The 14,365-nt window shown below is 60.2% G+C and carries 24 protein-coding genes; 12 read left to right on the top strand and 12 right to left on the bottom strand.

Going from position 1 to position 14,365, the window contains the following annotated elements; genetic code table 11:
- Nucleotides 1-22: 22 nt before the first annotated feature.
- The 3 genes from QRN25_RS11025 (at nt 23) to QRN25_RS11015 (ending at nt 1,763) form a co-directional block, all read left to right on the top strand.
- A complete protein-coding gene (locus tag QRN25_RS11025) occupies nt 23-238 on the top strand; it encodes a hypothetical protein (protein WP_285019586.1) in 216 nt (71 codons plus the stop codon).
- Nucleotides 239-490: 252 nt separating this feature from the next.
- A complete protein-coding gene (locus QRN25_RS11020; protein WP_285019585.1) occupies nt 491-991 on the top strand; it encodes a hypothetical protein in 501 nt (166 codons plus the stop codon).
- Nucleotides 978-1,763, top strand: a complete 786-nt coding sequence (locus QRN25_RS11015; RefSeq protein ID WP_285019584.1) for a hypothetical protein — start codon at nt 978-980, stop codon at nt 1,761-1,763. The genes QRN25_RS11020 and QRN25_RS11015 overlap by 14 nt, the downstream gene beginning before the upstream one ends.
- A 139-nt stretch (nt 1,764-1,902) precedes the next feature.
- On the opposite strand, the gene QRN25_RS11010 is transcribed toward QRN25_RS11015, so the two are convergent.
- The 7 genes from QRN25_RS11010 to QRN25_RS10980 all read right to left on the bottom strand — a co-directional run bounded on the left by QRN25_RS11010 (nt 1,903) and on the right by QRN25_RS10980 (nt 5,355).
- Nucleotides 1,903-2,451: a hypothetical protein gene (locus QRN25_RS11010; RefSeq protein WP_285019583.1), complete on the bottom strand. Its 549-nt coding sequence runs from the start codon at nt 2,449-2,451 to the stop codon at nt 1,903-1,905.
- 406 nt (nt 2,452-2,857) lie between these two features.
- Nucleotides 2,858-3,112 (bottom strand): hypothetical protein, encoded by a 255-nt coding sequence (locus QRN25_RS11005; RefSeq protein ID WP_285019582.1) that lies wholly within the window; start codon nt 3,110-3,112, stop codon nt 2,858-2,860.
- Between the two features lie 2 nt (nt 3,113-3,114).
- Nucleotides 3,115-3,339: a hypothetical protein gene (locus tag QRN25_RS11000; protein ID WP_285019580.1), complete on the bottom strand. Its 225-nt coding sequence runs from the start codon at nt 3,337-3,339 to the stop codon at nt 3,115-3,117.
- 1 nt (nt 3,340) lies between these two features.
- Nucleotides 3,341-4,105: a hypothetical protein gene (locus QRN25_RS10995; protein WP_285019579.1), complete on the bottom strand. Its 765-nt coding sequence runs from the start codon at nt 4,103-4,105 to the stop codon at nt 3,341-3,343.
- Nucleotides 4,102-4,548, bottom strand: coding sequence for a hypothetical protein (locus QRN25_RS10990; protein ID WP_285019578.1), 447 nt, complete (start codon nt 4,546-4,548; stop codon nt 4,102-4,104). The genes QRN25_RS10995 and QRN25_RS10990 overlap by 4 nt, the downstream gene beginning before the upstream one ends.
- Entirely contained in the window at nt 4,545-4,787 is a 243-nt protein-coding gene (locus tag QRN25_RS10985; RefSeq protein WP_285019577.1) for a hypothetical protein, read from the bottom strand. The genes QRN25_RS10990 and QRN25_RS10985 overlap by 4 nt, the downstream gene beginning before the upstream one ends.
- Nucleotides 4,788-5,115: 328 nt before the next feature.
- A complete protein-coding gene (locus tag QRN25_RS10980; protein ID WP_285019576.1) occupies nt 5,116-5,355 on the bottom strand; it encodes a hypothetical protein in 240 nt (79 codons plus the stop codon).
- Between the two features lie 284 nt (nt 5,356-5,639).
- On the opposite strand from QRN25_RS10980, the gene QRN25_RS10975 reads away from it, so the two are divergent.
- From QRN25_RS10975 to QRN25_RS10960, 4 genes are read left to right on the top strand one after another with little or no spacing between them, the layout of a single operon-like run.
- Nucleotides 5,640-5,852: a plasmid mobilization protein gene (locus QRN25_RS10975; protein ID WP_285019575.1), complete on the top strand. Its 213-nt coding sequence runs from the start codon at nt 5,640-5,642 to the stop codon at nt 5,850-5,852.
- A complete protein-coding gene (locus tag QRN25_RS10970) occupies nt 5,849-6,286 on the top strand; it encodes a hypothetical protein (RefSeq protein WP_285019574.1) in 438 nt (145 codons plus the stop codon). The genes QRN25_RS10975 and QRN25_RS10970 overlap by 4 nt, the downstream gene beginning before the upstream one ends.
- Entirely contained in the window at nt 6,286-7,125 is an 840-nt protein-coding gene (locus tag QRN25_RS10965; RefSeq protein WP_285019572.1) for a hypothetical protein, read from the top strand. The genes QRN25_RS10970 and QRN25_RS10965 overlap by 1 nt, the downstream gene beginning before the upstream one ends.
- A 1-nt stretch (nt 7,126) precedes the next feature.
- The gene (locus QRN25_RS10960) at nt 7,127-9,820 is read left to right on the top strand and encodes a hypothetical protein (protein ID WP_285019570.1); all 2,694 of its coding nucleotides are present in this window, start codon (nt 7,127-7,129) and stop codon (nt 9,818-9,820) included.
- Here the strand turns inward: QRN25_RS10960 and QRN25_RS10955 are convergent.
- Nucleotides 9,783-10,040, bottom strand: coding sequence for a hypothetical protein (locus QRN25_RS10955; RefSeq protein ID WP_285019569.1), 258 nt, complete (start codon nt 10,038-10,040; stop codon nt 9,783-9,785). The two genes, QRN25_RS10960 and QRN25_RS10955, sit on opposite strands and share 38 nt — an antisense overlap.
- Nucleotides 10,041-10,129: 89 nt before the next feature.
- On the opposite strand from QRN25_RS10955, the gene QRN25_RS10950 reads away from it, so the two are divergent.
- Genes QRN25_RS10950 through QRN25_RS10930 form a run of 5 tightly spaced genes read left to right on the top strand, consistent with a single transcriptional unit; the run spans nt 10,130 to nt 11,385 of the window.
- Nucleotides 10,130-10,591, top strand: coding sequence for a DUF5681 domain-containing protein (locus QRN25_RS10950; RefSeq protein ID WP_285019568.1), 462 nt, complete (start codon nt 10,130-10,132; stop codon nt 10,589-10,591).
- Entirely contained in the window at nt 10,588-10,776 is a 189-nt protein-coding gene (locus tag QRN25_RS10945) for a hypothetical protein (RefSeq protein WP_285019567.1), read from the top strand. The genes QRN25_RS10950 and QRN25_RS10945 overlap by 4 nt, the downstream gene beginning before the upstream one ends.
- A 20-nt stretch (nt 10,777-10,796) precedes the next feature.
- Nucleotides 10,797-10,985 carry a hypothetical protein gene (locus QRN25_RS10940; protein ID WP_285019565.1) on the top strand — a complete coding sequence of 63 codons (189 nt, stop codon included), beginning with the start codon at nt 10,797-10,799 and terminating at the stop codon, nt 10,983-10,985.
- A 38-nt stretch (nt 10,986-11,023) separates the two neighbouring features.
- Nucleotides 11,024-11,194, top strand: a complete 171-nt coding sequence (locus QRN25_RS10935) for a hypothetical protein (RefSeq protein WP_285019564.1) — start codon at nt 11,024-11,026, stop codon at nt 11,192-11,194.
- Complete coding sequence (locus QRN25_RS10930) at nt 11,191-11,385, top strand: hypothetical protein (protein ID WP_285019562.1); 195 nt, start codon at nt 11,191-11,193, stop codon at nt 11,383-11,385. The genes QRN25_RS10935 and QRN25_RS10930 overlap by 4 nt, the downstream gene beginning before the upstream one ends.
- Nucleotides 11,386-11,398: 13 nt before the next feature.
- Here the strand turns inward: QRN25_RS10930 and QRN25_RS10925 are convergent, their stop codons facing one another.
- The 4 genes from QRN25_RS10925 to QRN25_RS10910 form a co-directional block, all read right to left on the bottom strand.
- Entirely contained in the window at nt 11,399-11,932 is a 534-nt protein-coding gene (locus QRN25_RS10925) for a hypothetical protein (protein WP_285019560.1), read from the bottom strand.
- Between the two features lie 101 nt (nt 11,933-12,033).
- Complete coding sequence (locus QRN25_RS10920; RefSeq protein ID WP_285019558.1) at nt 12,034-12,651, bottom strand: hypothetical protein; 618 nt, start codon at nt 12,649-12,651, stop codon at nt 12,034-12,036.
- A 255-nt stretch (nt 12,652-12,906) separates the two neighbouring features.
- Nucleotides 12,907-13,698 (bottom strand): DUF1828 domain-containing protein, encoded by a 792-nt coding sequence (locus QRN25_RS10915; RefSeq protein ID WP_285019557.1) that lies wholly within the window; start codon nt 13,696-13,698, stop codon nt 12,907-12,909.
- Nucleotides 13,695-14,186, bottom strand: coding sequence for a hypothetical protein (locus QRN25_RS10910; protein ID WP_285019555.1), 492 nt, complete (start codon nt 14,184-14,186; stop codon nt 13,695-13,697). Before QRN25_RS10910 ends, QRN25_RS10915 begins: the two co-directional genes overlap by 4 nt.
- Between the last annotated feature and the right edge of the window lie 179 nt (nt 14,187-14,365).

Genomic DNA, 14,365 nt, shown 5'->3' with positions numbered 1-14,365 from the left:
CCTGAGCGACTGGAGGACGACGATGACTGCCGAAAATTTAAGCCCTGAGCGCGAACGGAACGCCGCGATCTACGTCGCTGTTATCGACGGGGCGACCTTCGGCCAACTTGCCGAGCGGTACGGCATCAGCAAGGTCCGGGTGCAGAAGGCCTATGCGCGCGAACGGACGAACGCTTGGGAGGCGCGCAGACAGGGCGAGACCTCATACCTCGGGCGGCTTATACCGAAGGACGTTTGATCGGCACGAAGGCAACGGCATCGTGCCTCACCGCCCTCACCGCGCCTGTTGAGGCTGCTAGGCCTGTTGCATAAGCACCCCCTCCCCAAACTGCTGAGACGCAGCCTCGCGAACAAACTCGCCGGCCGCCTTCCGTCGCCACCAAGTCAATCCATTATCAAAATTCGGCTTTCCCCTTTCACAGGTCACGTGAATAGTGACGACGGCCAACTAGGGCAATGACGTGACGTTTGAGATGGAGCGAGACTGCGGATGATCACAATTTCGGATTACATTGATGTACGCGCACGCGTCAGCGCGTTAAATTGCAATTTGACCCCGACTGTAGTCTTCCTCCCAAGCAACTTTGAAGAAGCAGCTTCAACAAGCCAGTTTGTTTTTCGCGGAGAGCTTACTAGCATCCAGAAAATATTGCGATTTAACGGTATAGACTCAAGCTTAATTGGCGATAATATTGTCGGACAAAAGCCGGGATATATTCATAATAAGAGCCATGATTGGGCGGCACCCATCATATTTATTTCCGCTGAGCTATTAAAGACCAATCCTGACCTTATATCGTTGGCTATAGATACAATCCGTGATCATGTAGCAAGCCTGTTCAAAACACTTAGCCCAAGTAAAAAAGTAAAGGCTGAAATTGTCATAGAACGAGACGGGGATAAATCTTTCAAGAAAATCACCTACGAAGGAGATGTTGCAGGCCTCTCGACGATAGCAGATATGGTGGCAAAAATTAATGCAACCGACTAGTTTTCACGAAATCATTGAGAAATTCAATGAACGCACGCACGATGTAGAGCCACTCTTGGTTCTGAGTCGCGACAGTGAACTTCAACTTGCGGCCATTCATGACCTTGAAATTCTGTCGCAAGAGCTGGAAAGCTTTAGAGCGGCGGCCTCTGCCGCTAAAGCCGAAGATCCAGCCAATATACTGCTCGGATTTAAGTGTATCGTAAGCGGCCTAATATCTGAGCTAAGGGTTTATCGTTCTCTGAAAAGAGATCATCCTAACGATGCTTGGGACGCCTTGATCAGATCGCAGTCATCTTTTTCTGCGGCGATACGAGCTCATAGCTCATTTGGCTATGTTGAAGGAAAATACAAAAGGCTGAGAGAGATGGAAAAGCACTTCTTTCCATCTGTTCAATTTTTAAGCGCAGGCATGATTGTGAAACGACAAGTATGTTCAATATGCGACGATGACTTCTCCAAATGCGATCACCTCGCGGGCCGCGCCTATTGTGGAGAATTTTGTCACGTCAAGCTGCTCGAAGTGGAGGGAGATCACGTAGCGCTGGTGGACGAGCCCGCAAATCGTCTTTGTCGGATCGTCGCCTTCAGTACACCTGCGGGCCGACGAGATGTGTTGTCATGGCGGATCACAGGACCCAATCGCGACGAGACCGAAGCCAGCAGCGATCAGATGGTAGCTGAATCCATAATTTTCACGCTCAACGACGATGCGGCCGAAAGTTATGGCGATTGCCAATCGTCCGAAGTGGTAGCAACCCGCAAAGATTAGAGCATGCGTAATGGATCACCCTCCATGAAGCTTACAGCGAAAAACATCAGGTATCTGCTCGCGAGCCCTCTTCCTCGCCGCTCTCAATTCCCTATCTACTAAATTCGATCCATCGCTTGTAAAAACGGTTCCCCGCACGTTACTCCACCAACATCGCCTGCAACAACGCGTGGGCCATCTCAGGCAGCGGCACCGGCACGCTGGTGCTCACATACCCGACATTCCGGGCTCGCCGCTGCCCGAACCGCTCGATCCACTGCCGCCCATTGTGGCGCCAAGCCCGCTGGAGAAGCACGACCGGCAGGAGGTAGCATCGGCGCGACGGCGCGAAGGCGTAGGCGATGAAGTCGCAGGCCAAGGGCTTCTGCACCCAGCCGGGCTTGCGTCGCTCCTCGTCGCTCCACTGCTCCAGGAGGATGTCGGGCCAGTCGGCAGCGCGAACCTTCTCGTCGATGGTGTACGTCCGTCCGCAGGCTAGGGTGATGACCCGATCGATACCGCCGCGCTGCGCCCAGCCGTCGTCGCGCACTGAGACGGCGGAGATCATGGTCGGGAACGCCTTGCGGTACAGTTCGACCCACCAGCCTGCGTCGGCCTGCTCGTTGGACATGGCGAGGCTGGCCGCGAAGTCGTGAACCTGCGGTACGCGCGCCGAGACGCCCTGATCCGGCAGGGACCAGGGCGCCATCGGCAGCAGATGCTGCGTTTCGTTCAGTGGAAGCCTCGCTTTCGGGTACTGGCCCCCGATGTCCCTAAGCTCAGCCAACCGTTTTCGGTGCGCCGCCCTAGCCATCGAACTGCCCTCATAATCCGTGCGTCACCTCCGCGAGTTGCCCGTGCGACAAGGTACGCCCGTCCCGCGCGAAGGTATTCGTCTGCTTCAGCCGCAGAGCCATGCGTGAAAGCGCGGGGTAGCCCGCCGCCTTCGGTAAGTTCGCCGTCAGGGGTGGTGAGGATACGGCCACCGGCTCGAATGAAGTCACGGACTGCTTTGGTTGTCGCATCGCCCGAGGAGCGGCACTGACTGGGTTTCACGTTCATCAATTTGATCCTTGGAGATTGGGGTAGGTCGCCGATGGAGGAAGTAGGGAAACTCACAGCCCCTCCTCCCGATCGCCGCCCCAGTACAACCGCCCATGGCGATAGACGGGAGCGCAGCCATCGTCGCCAGCGAGGCAGACATCCTCCTCAGGCTCCAGATCGTGGTCGCCGTCCCGGTGGTCCAGTTCGTCGATCAGACGCTCGATCACGTCCTCAAGTTCACCTCGCGAAAGCAGCGGGATCGACTGAGACAGGAGGCCAAGCGGCAGCGGGCGCAGTCCCGCCGTGGTGATGGTCAGAAGCGCCATGTTCAGCGCTCCACCATCTTGGCCGAGCTGAGATGCTCGGCGAGTTGCTGACGATCGGCGTTCGAGAGGCCGACAACCATGGCGAACGTCTCCGCGCGTTCGGCGTGACTGTGCGTGCCGGGTGCGGGCCAGAGGTGGAGGTGGTCGTCGGCGAGGACGTAGGCGCCGCCTGCCCCCTTAAAGCGGGCCATCCATGCCGGAGCGTCGAAGGCGAGTTGGGTCGCCATGTCACGCCTCCCCGCCGATTGGGGCAGACGCATTCGCTTGCCAGACGGCGACATCTTGAAGCAGCGCTAGGTCATCTATCGCGTCCTGCTCCCGCTCACGAATGCCGAGCAGCCGTTTGGCCTCGGAGCATAGAAGGTCCACCGCCCCGGTGCACTCGCGCCCGTTGTCGAAGCAGATCAGATATTTAATCGCCCATTCCGAGATGGAAGGCGCCGGGACGGTAAGCAGCACGTCTTCGGCGGTCGTGCGAACTTCTTGCAGACGCTCATACTCGGAATTGACTGCATCCGGGATTGGAGGGCCGCCAGCCTCCGAGACGTGGTAAGCCGGGGTCCAGGCTCGGTCGTCGTACTCTTTTTCGGCGAGCACCGCAGCGTGGTAGGCTTTGCGCGCCGATTCCCAACACCGTGGGATTTGACGATAAAGCTCATCCAGCGCGACGGCGGCAAATTCGATCGCGGCACTGTCAGCGTCCGAACTTTCGGTAATCACGAGCGTGTCGGTTTCGCCGTCCCATCCTCGATGGTTGAGGTGAAGTTGGTACAAAAGCTTTGCGATCACATCCTGGGTGGTCCGAGCTTCGAAGGCTTTTACCGCCAGGAAAGCCTCATCGTCGGCACCGTCCGGCCCCTCTTTGACTGCCTCGCCATAGCGCTGGATCGCGCGGTGAAGATCGCCGCTGACACCGGCGGGCAATGCCGGCAGTTCATAGGTTACCTGGGCAACGTCACCGCTGCTGGAATGGCGTTTGAACTGGAAGGTCATGCCCGAGCCTCCTCGCTAACGGCGCTTAGGTTGCGGATCGACGTTAGCGCGGCGACAGCCATCCGCTCGTTCCAATCCAGATCTTCGGACTGCGCCTGGAAGTGATTGAGATCTCGACGCCGGATGGCATCATCGTCGGCTACGGTCCCGCCCACGGTGTGGTGGAATGCAACCCATAGCTGGATTTCCGCTCCTTCAGGAGTCATCGCAACAGCATCGCAGATGGTCTGCTCGGCGCGGTCGATTTCAGCCCAAATGGCATCGCCTTGGGGCCCTTCGGCAACCGTGCGGTCAAGGCTGTGGTAGCGATCATATGCCGAGCTTCGATCGGACCATGCCGCAAGAATTCGGGCATCGTCAGCATGGGCTCGTGCGCTGGAAGGAAGGAAGGCTGTCGCTATGGGTGCCACCATCGCGGCGATTAGCAGCTTGCGCCGGTTCATCGCACCACCTCCATTCCGGTGTGGTTGGCGCGCTCACGACGTTCCTTGTCGCGGAACCTGGCCTCACTCCAGCCTAATTGGAAGAGAGCGTTCCATGCTTCGACATGGGCGGGATTGAAAGGGTCGAAAGGTGCGACGCCAGCCGCGTAGGCCGGAATTCCGGTCCGCTGCCGGAAAGGCACGACATTGCTATCGGCGGAATCCGCCGGTACTCGGGCTTTAGCCATATCGATCTCCAAGTGATCGGTTTCGGTTAGGGCCGGGCGGAAGTTGGCGCTTCCATCCGGCCTGATTATTCGTTACAGTAATTCTCGATGACCGGTCAAGGAATTTCTGTTACAAAAAAGAGGGGGAGGCCATCTAAGGCCCCTACTTCCGTGGTACGACTTCCTGATGAGGTGCTTGAGGCGGCAGACGCTTGGGCAAAAAAGCAGCCCGACCAGCCCTCCCGACCGGAGGCCATCCGCCGCCTGGTCAAGAAGGCTCTTGGGAGCAACTGCGCGCTGCCTGTTGACGATAACTGATAGACTCACCTTGGCACCGCAAAGCACCAAGGTGTTGAACGAATCACTGGTGTGAGCGCCACTCGTAGGTCTTTTTAGACACCCGCTTCACCGTAACGGTGCTGCCTTCGGTCACCAGCCCCTCTGCCCGCGCTTTCACCGCCGCCTTCAGCTTGTGATGTTTCACCAGGACATAATTTCGAGACCCGGTATGATCGGCCTCACGTCCCCTGAAGGTTTCTTTGATCTCGTCTCCGTCGGCTTCCTCGTTCGGGCCTTTAATCCGAATTGCATAATATGGCACTCAGTAACACTTTCTCTTAGTTAAGGGCTGACTTTACCAAAGCGGCCCGTCCGAGCGCGATAAACTTCTACCGCCAAGCCGAAAAATCTTTCAGCCGCCCTGTAGTATCTCATTCCGCCCTCGCCGGCGTCGTCGAGCAGCCGGTCATACTGTCGGCGCCGGCGTAATGTCCGTGGCGTGTGAAGGGGCCCAACTTTTCGTGGCCGACGCAACGACGGCCAACCCCAACGCCCCAAAAGAATTTACAATCCGAACGCCCCCGAACAGCGGCGAAGGATGGCAAAATGGCCGAAATCCTTGAGTTTCGGGCCCTCTGTGTTACAGTTGGAACACTCAACGTCGAGATGACAGTGGAGCCGATAATGCAGAACGTGCACGTCACATTCCGCGCCAATGAGGCCGTGGTCGCGGCCCTTAGCGAACGTGCCCGAAGCGCCGGGTGCTCCCTTTCCGAATACCTGCGCGCGATGGTGCGTGAGAAGGTCAACCTCCATTGATCGGGCCCGACGAAATCGAGGCCTCGGCTGATTACGCCCTTCTCCCGCGTGCTGCGCGGGGCGATGTTGATGCCCTACGCCAACTGGCGGTGTCCGGGATCACGCTGTTCAGGACGAACGATGATCCCTTTGCCCTGATGGAGGGCCTGACGTTTGCCAGGCTCGCGGCGGCAATCGGGGGTGAAGGCGAAGCGGGTTTGCTCTTTGCCGCACTCGGATGTGTCTCAGATTTCGCGCACGAACACCCCAACCAAGCGGCGTCGGCCGATAACGCTGATGCCGAGATGCTTGCCATCGCTTCCCGGTTGGCAGACGCCGGGGTGCCTGAAGCCGAAAAGATGCTGCTCGGCCTAAGCGCGGCCACCAGTCCTCGGGCCGCGCTACTCGCCCGAGAACTGGCTGACGCAATGCCGTTAATGGGAGGAGTTGCGTGATGCAGGGCATCCAAAACAGCATGGGCGCGCTTTCGCCTGACCTTCTGCGCTCAATCGGCTTGCCTGGGGTGATCGGCGGCTATGGCGGCGGCACTTGGAACGCCGATGGTTCTGTCGCGACCATGCCCTCGCCTGAATCGACTAGCCCCCCACCTGCTCGAGCAGGGATGTTTGGGCGGCTGGGCATGTCCCAGCCGAGCACCTTGTCACCCAACTCAATGCCCGGCGAAGCGATCCCGTACGGAGCGGCTATACCACAGCAAAGACAGTCATGGTTCGACGGCGGAAAGTTCACCTGGAAGGACGGCCTCGCGCTCACGCTTGGCTCGCTTGGTGACGCAATGGCGCGGGCTGGAGGTGGTCAAGCGACATTCCTTCCCATGCTAACCGCCAATCGCCAGCATCAACGAGCCTTAGCTGAAGCTGCTGCGCGCAGGCAGTCCGACCGTGATGACTGGCTTTGGAAACAGCGCTGGGAGCGAGAAAACCCCAAGCCGGTCAACAACGACACCATCAACGATTACAACTGGTACAAGAGTTTGTCGGATTCCGATAAGGCAATCTACGACCAGATGCATCCGATCTACAAGGCGGGTCCGGATGGGCTGACCTACCCAGTGGCGCGCTCGTCGCTGGGCGGAGGGGCGGCGCCAACAGCCCCCGTTGGAAAGCTCACGCTCATAGCCCCGACTACACAAAACACCCCTGCGCCGCAGCTAGGCGGCAACGGCCTGCCTGCCGCTCTCACGCGGGATCAGTATCAAGCCGTGGTCAATCAGATGGGCAAGGCCGCAACCGATGCGTGGGCCGCGCGTCACGGCATCAAGATCGGGAACTGAAATGCCACAGGCACGCGATGAAGCAGGCAACATCTGGAACGTCGATGATCAGGGAAACCCGATCAGCCTGGCAAGCGCTGCGCCTTCGCGCGCTCCGCAGATGCCCGCCGACCCGGCTTTCCAGTATAAAGGGCCGCAGGCGCAGGCGGACTTGCAAGGCAGGACTGTCACAACCCAGGGCAACGCGATCGACAACGAGATCACGCAGGCCACGAAGGGCTCGACCATCACGAAGGCCGCCGCCGATGCGCTCACCTCGCAGCGGAACGCTCAGACGGCGGGGCTTCAGAACGGGCAGATGTGGGCGCCTGACGGCCGAAGCGTCGTCTCGATCCCCGGATATGTCGATCCGAAGGCACCGCCTCCCAAGACCGATGAGGACCGTGCGTCCGTGCGCGCGGAGGCCGTGGACAAGATCAAGCTGGCTCGCTCCCTCGTCGACCGCTCCAAAAACGGCTGGTTCACCACCGGCTTCGGCTCGGGCATCGCGGGGTCATTCAAGGGAACGCCTGCCTACGATCTCGCACAGGACACTGACACCCTCAAGAATGCTGGTGCCCTTACCCGCATCATGGAGATGTCGGCTCAGAACGGCGGCAAGAACCCGCTGACGCCGCTCTCCAACGCCGACTTCCAGGCGCTTGCAAGCAGCCTGTCGAACCTTGAACCGGGCCAGAGCGACGAGCAGTACCAGCGCAACATCCAGCGTGTCATCGATCTCTATGACCGCGCATATAAAGGCGCTGGCGGCACCGACCTCGAGGGTGAGATCGATCCGAAGCGCAAGCGCCCTGACTTCATTCCGCTAAACCAAGGGGGCAATCCTGGAGGTGGCTCCGGAGGCAATGGGTCTGGTTCCGTCTGGCAGAAGACTTACGGCACCGCGCCCACAGCCCCCGGTGCCGCGCCCACAGGATCGACCATGCAGGCTCAGTCGATCGATCCCCGCATGCAGGCCGAGTTGGACGCCTACTTCCAGCAGCAGGGCCGCAGACTTGATGAGCGTGGGCTTAGCCGTTTCGTAACCGACCTCTACGCACGATACGGCGGTACGCCGGGACCTGGCTTGGACACCTACGCCCAGTCAACGATCAAGGCCCTGCGTGACGGCGGCCAAATCGACACCAACATTCCAGCCCAGACCGTCCCACTGACGGGACTCGACCGTCTGCGCAATGATGTGGTGAACAATCCTGTCGGTGCCGGTGTCGTCGGGTTTGGTGACGCGCTCGGCATGGGGGCCGTCTCGGCTCTTGCTGGCGACGATGTGCGTGCCCTCGGCAGCGCTTCGACAGGCAATACCTTGGGCATGATGGCCGGCCAGATTGCTGGATCAGTGGCTGGAACCAGAGGCCTTGGGATGATGGGTCGGGCTTCAATCGGCCGTGCAGCCCCTTCCCTTCTTGGCGGTGGCGGTCGCGCGCAGTTTGCTCGCGACCTCGGCACCGACGCGGTTTACTCCGGCATCTACGGCACTGCGCAGGGGCAAGACCCGCTCACGTCGGTTGCACTCGGGGTCGGTGGTTCGCTTGCTGGCCGTGGAGTAACTGGTGCCCTCGGATCGGTGGCTGGCGGCCTGTCCAGAACCGCCGCTGCCGATGTCCTGCGGGCACGCGGGATTCCCACAACCGTAGGCCAGTCGCTTGGCGGCTTTGTGAAATCGGCTGAAGATGCGCTGACCAGTGCCCCCATCATCGGCGACATCATCAATGCCCGCCGTCTCGAAGGTGTGCGAGCGTTCAACCAGGCAGCCATGAACGAGGCTGGCGCTCCGATCGGTGCAACTGTTGGTGATGTGGGTCAGGCCGGTGTCGCCGATCTGCGCCGTCAGGTGGGCGACGCATACAACACCGCAACGGCGGGCGTGAACGTCCCGCTGGACGCGCGGTTGAACACAGACCTTTCCGACATCGCCCGGGCGTCCCGCAGCCTACCCTCTGACTATCAAGGGCCGTTCAATGCGATCGGCGAAAGCCGCATTGGTCCGCTGATCGATCGCGGCGCAATGAGCGGTGATGATTACCAGCAGGCGCTGCGCGGTCTGCGAGCGGCACGTCGCAACGCGAACCAGGTCGGGAACACCGGCTTCGAGCAGGAGTATCGCGATCTCCTGACCGACACCATGGGTGCGCTTGAGGGCAACATGCGCCGAGGTGGCGGGGCCAGCGTCGTTGAAGGGCTCGATGCGGCTAATGCCGCGAACCGGAATGTCGCGACGATCGAGGATGCCACGCGCCGCGCGGCAGGAGGCAGCGGATCTGGGGAGAATTTCCTTTTCACGCCAAGCCAACTGCAACGCGCCGGGTTGGCGACAGAGAGCCGGTTCCCCGGCGCCCGCCCGATGGCCGACCTTGCTGATGCAGGACAGCAGGCTTTGCCTTCGCGGATTCCTGACAGCGGGACGGCGCGGCGGGTTGCCCAATTCGCGCTGCCAGCCGCGCTGGGCGGGTCGGGTGCGGCCTATGGTGGTCTGACGGGCGGCGCAGATGGAGCGCAGAGCGGTGCCCTGACTGGCCTCGCTCTCGCCGCAGCGCTTGGACTCGGCGGCACGCGCGGTGGTCAACAAGCGCTCGACAATGCGATCTTCGTACGGCCCGATTTAATTCGTCGCGCGGGCCAAGCTATAACTGCGCGACGCGGCATGTTCGGCCGGGGACTTATCCCGGTGGCGTTGCGGTTAGGTGGGGCGCAATGAACAGCCCGATCGCGAGCACGGCATACATGGCCAGCGGAACGCCTACGATCCAGAGCGCGACGATGATCCTTTTCTCCATCCGCAGGAGCGGATCGTAATGGATGTTTCGTTTCGCATCATACCGCAGCACCACGCCAGCCGCGCGGCGCTTTGCCTTGAAGGCATGGTATCGCTCCACGCCCCAAGCCCAGGCGGCGAGGACCAAAGCCTTGCCGAACATGACCGTTCCGATGTCTGCCATAGCGTGCGGATTACCACCGTTCGCGTTTCGTACCAAGCCTGCGCGATCGTGCCTGAGGGGAGCTTTCATTGACAGACGGCGAACCTGCAAGTGCAGGAAGGCATCAGGACGGGCGGAATACCAACGGAACTTTCGCGCCCGGCGCATCTGGCAATCCGGCTGGTAAAAAGCCGGGGACGCGGAATGCCGCCACGCGCGCCATAGAAGCGATGTTGGCTGGCGAACACGAGGGCCTGACACGAAAGGCGATCGACATGGCCCTTGCTGGGGACACCACCGCGATGCGCCTTTGCCTGGATCGCATTGCGCCTCCCCGCAAGGATGCCCCGATCACGTTTGACCTCCCGCCCATCAAGACGGCGGCAGATACCGTCTCGGCATCCTGTGCGCTGCTGCAGGCGGTTTCGGAGGGCGAGGTAACCCCTGACGAGGCCGGGCGCGTCATGGCTCTCCTGACGGCTCACAAGTCGCTGGTCGAGGCTGGGGATCTGGAGGCACGCATCGCAGCACTGGAGGAGAAGCAGGCATGAACCTTGAACGTCGGATTTCGAAGCTGGAGACGACCCTTGCGTCGTCGGGCGTCGTGACCGTCCTCGTCTACGCCGGAGAGACCTTGGACGAAGCCCGAGAGCGTCATCTGGCGGGCGGCGGGGCTGATCCCATAACCGCCGCGCTCACTGTCTGGATCGATAAGCCGATTCCCCGACTGCACTGAACCCAATCTGGAGAACGACCATGAACAACCCCATCCGCCGCCGTGTCGAGCGTCTGGAAGCGACGCAACCGTCGTCGGCCGAACCCATCACCTGCATTCAGCTTCGTGGTATCGTGCTTGGCGGCGGCGAAGGCCATATCGCCGTGACGACCTTCGACGATGGCCGCTGGCCCCCGTTTGCGATCGAGGCCCACCAATGCCTCGGCTGAGCGCGCGCCTGGAGAGGCTGGAAGCTTTGGGCGCCAACATGTCGGACGCTGCGCTGGTCGAGGCCATTCTGTCCCGCGAGCCCGACCCCACAGCCTGGCTCCTCGCGCCCGGCGGCAATGCGGCAGAGAAGTCGGCTCTGCTCGATCACATTCTCAAGCAAGTCGATGGGCGGTCGAAGGGGCTGCCTCAGGAAAGGAAGCTTCAATGAACAATCACATCCGCCGTATCGAGGCCTTGGAAGTTTCGATGAGCCCGCCGATCGGGCGCACCTGGCACCGGGTGGTCCAGCATGTCGGACAGACCCGTGAGAGCGCGGTTGCAGCCCATGAGGCGGAGCATGGCGCGTTCGGGGCGAATGATGCCGTGGTGCTCCGGCGGATCGTCAGCCCTCCGCATTGATCGGAAGACCGGCTTACTTCGAACTTTTCTGCCCTTGCGGCAGTGGTTGCATAGCGATGGGAGGACTCTCTGGTTCATTGAGCCAAGCGATGACGAGATCGCTTCCTTTTGCCAGCAACAGCCCACCAATGGCCGCGATGATGCCGTATTTGATCTTGTTTCGCTCGATCCAACTTTTCCCTGGCGGCGCGTTCCATTCGTCTCGGAAGAGGTGCTGTTCTTCCAGCAAACGTTGGGAGACCCCTCGCATCAAATTTTGAAACGCGCGAAAGATTGATGAACCACGCCCGCCTTCTGCCTCGGCATCACAGCCAGCAGCACGAAGCCCTTTGGCAAGTATCTGCGGTGCTGCCGCGATATGTTCGGTAAGGGCGGTCTCTAGATCCCGCATCGCGCATTTCCCCTCTCGCCCTCGGCTATCCACTTGGCGAGAGAATTGGCTTTGCAGTTCCTCGAGGGTTGCCCTTGTTCGATCCTCAAAGGCTCGCACGCTGCGTTTGACGGTCGCACCGCTGCGGAGCAGGCCTTTAGCAGAGTGGTCGGCCATCAGCGCCTCTACGTCCGCGCCTATGACCGTTGTAGACCTCCTAAATGCTTGCCTTCCTCGGCCAATGTAGTCCCTCGCCATGGCACCCGCTCCCCTAGCGCCTAGTTACCCATGCACGTCGTCGTCTGCCCCGCCCTCGTACAAGTCGCCGTCCAGCCTTGGTTCGCACTTGCCTGCATGGCCTGCCCGATCGCACCTAGCGCAGCCGCACGCGCCTGCCGCCTCCGCTGATCCTCGACGTTCTTGGCCGGGTAGTAGATCGCAAGGTTCTGGTCGATCAGCGTCAATTCGTCGGCCATGCCCTTTACCGTCGCCGCCTCGAACAGCGCGATGCCGAGATTTTTCAGCCGCGCTTGCAAGGTGGTACTGTCATCCTGTGACGTTTGATTTTTGACGATGGCGGCTTTTTCGTCTGCCGATCGCGCTCGGTCGCGCAACCGGTCGGCCTGCTCCTGCAACCAAAGCTGCGCTCGCTCCGCTGAAGGCTTCTTCTCGACGAAAGCCTTGGTCTCGGTGACAACCTGGGTGCGAGCGCTGTTATAGCCGAGATCGAAGGTAGTCCTCAGCGCTCGGTCCAGGCGATCCTTTGTCGTGGCCGAGTCGGCATTGGGGTCGTTCAACGCTGCCAGTGCTGCGGGCAACTGGCCCTCGGCCTCTCGGTATCTAGCCGCGTATCGTTGCTCCCGGTCGGTCCATGCCTCCTGGAATTCCTTGCTCACAGATCTGGCGATCGCGTCGCCTACCGGAACGACGACAAGTGATAGTGCCAACGCGCAGAGAACCTTTGATCGCATGGTGCCCCCAATGCCTACAACGCAGGTGTACCCGGTGTAAGGCGCTACGCAAGAGAGCGAGGCGTAACAGAAGGGCCATCCTCCAAACGTGAAGGCTCATGGCTCAGTCCGAATTTGCGGGTAATGCGGGTATGTCCCCAACCTAACGCGGGGCTGGTCGTTGTCGGATAGCGGAGCAGATCAGTGAAGGACGGCTTGCGGCCTTCCGAAAACCTCTCGCTCAATTCGGCTAATTGCGACAGCCTCATCGCCCCGGTAAATTGGCATTGCCGCCAATCGGTTCATCGCGCGCTTGCGGAGATCTTGGCCGATCACGCTTTCTTTCTCCAGAAGCGATATGACCTGGACGTCACTGCCCGCTTCATAAAGCGCCTGCATCTGAAGGAAGATTGCATCATTAACGCGCTGGCTAGAAGTTCCAAAGAAAACAGCGACGGCGGGACGTTGGTCCGCCTTGATTAAAAGATCAGGGACAGTGTCCGATAGATCCGATGACACCGGCTCGTCGATCGCGACCTTTGCCCGGTCACCAATACGGTTGAGAATGGCCTTCGCCGCATCCTCCTTAAAAGTGCTGGCAACCTTTTCCTGAGTAAGTAGGAGGAAATCACTCATACGCAGCATCAGGGCAACGAAGCGCATCGCCGCTTGCGGCAATTCATCTTCAGTCATGGCCTGCGTCTGAAGGAGCATTTCGTCCTCATTGAACTCGGCGCCGTGGCTTTCCAAGAGTTGAGCGAACGCAGTCCTTCTTGTCCCGGTCGAGAAATCGACGCCGCGAGCCTCTAAATCGGGCACGGTGTCGCCGCCATCTTCGATACGAAATTTACCGGGAAGCACTTCATCGCGGACAATGTAGAAGCTCACATGATCGCCATCGTCGCGCAAAAAGGCGGTCGCGACAGCATATCCTACTGGCACCTCTACCAAGTTGAGGTCACTGCAGAAGGCCTTGCAAAGCGCCTCTTTCACACCAAATCGCCCTTCATTTCCAAGCGGAAGAATCCCACGACTTCTCTCCAAACGCAAGCCTTCGCGCCGCCGTACATGTCTTTGAAAAGCTCATCCCGTCGATGCCTTTGCCGAGCATCAGGAATGCGTTTCACCCACGGGCCATGGACCAGCGTGCCTGTGGGAGCGTCTGCCACGCTATTCCGTTCGCCGCATAGAGTGTGGAGGTGCCATCCCGTTTCGTGATCGACGTGATATTCAAGGCAGCACAGCACCGTGCAATCTTTGGCGGTTCTCAACGCTAGATGCGCAGACGCCTTTGCCTTCCCCTCATTTAGGATCAGCCTGAGGACGAACTGCTCCCCCGCGTGCTCGAACTCTGCGAAACGCCAAGACCAGGCGCTGCCCAACGCATGCGCGCGCCGACCGGCCTTTGACAGCGGGAATTTAGCTTTTGGGTATTTCCCGCTGCCCCATTCGCCAAAGCTCACCTCAGCCTTATCGGCCAAGATCACGTCTTGAACGCGCAACCTTACCCCCTGAATTTCATGAATGAGCAAGCCCCTCAGCGCCGATCTCAAATCGCGGTGCCTTTACGTGCCATCGTCTGGGACGCTGTTCAAGCCACCCTCACCACCGCCCACGCCTTCTGCTTCGCGTCGCTGTCCTCCTCATCAATGAACTTCAG

It is taken from the genome of Novosphingobium sp. fls2-241-R2A-195 (genome assembly GCF_030209485.1).
GTDB classification, from domain to species: domain Bacteria; phylum Pseudomonadota; class Alphaproteobacteria; order Sphingomonadales; family Sphingomonadaceae; genus Novosphingobium; species Novosphingobium resinovorum.
Note: the sequence above shows the minus strand (reverse complement) of the source record. Positions and strands in the feature narration are given on the sequence as shown.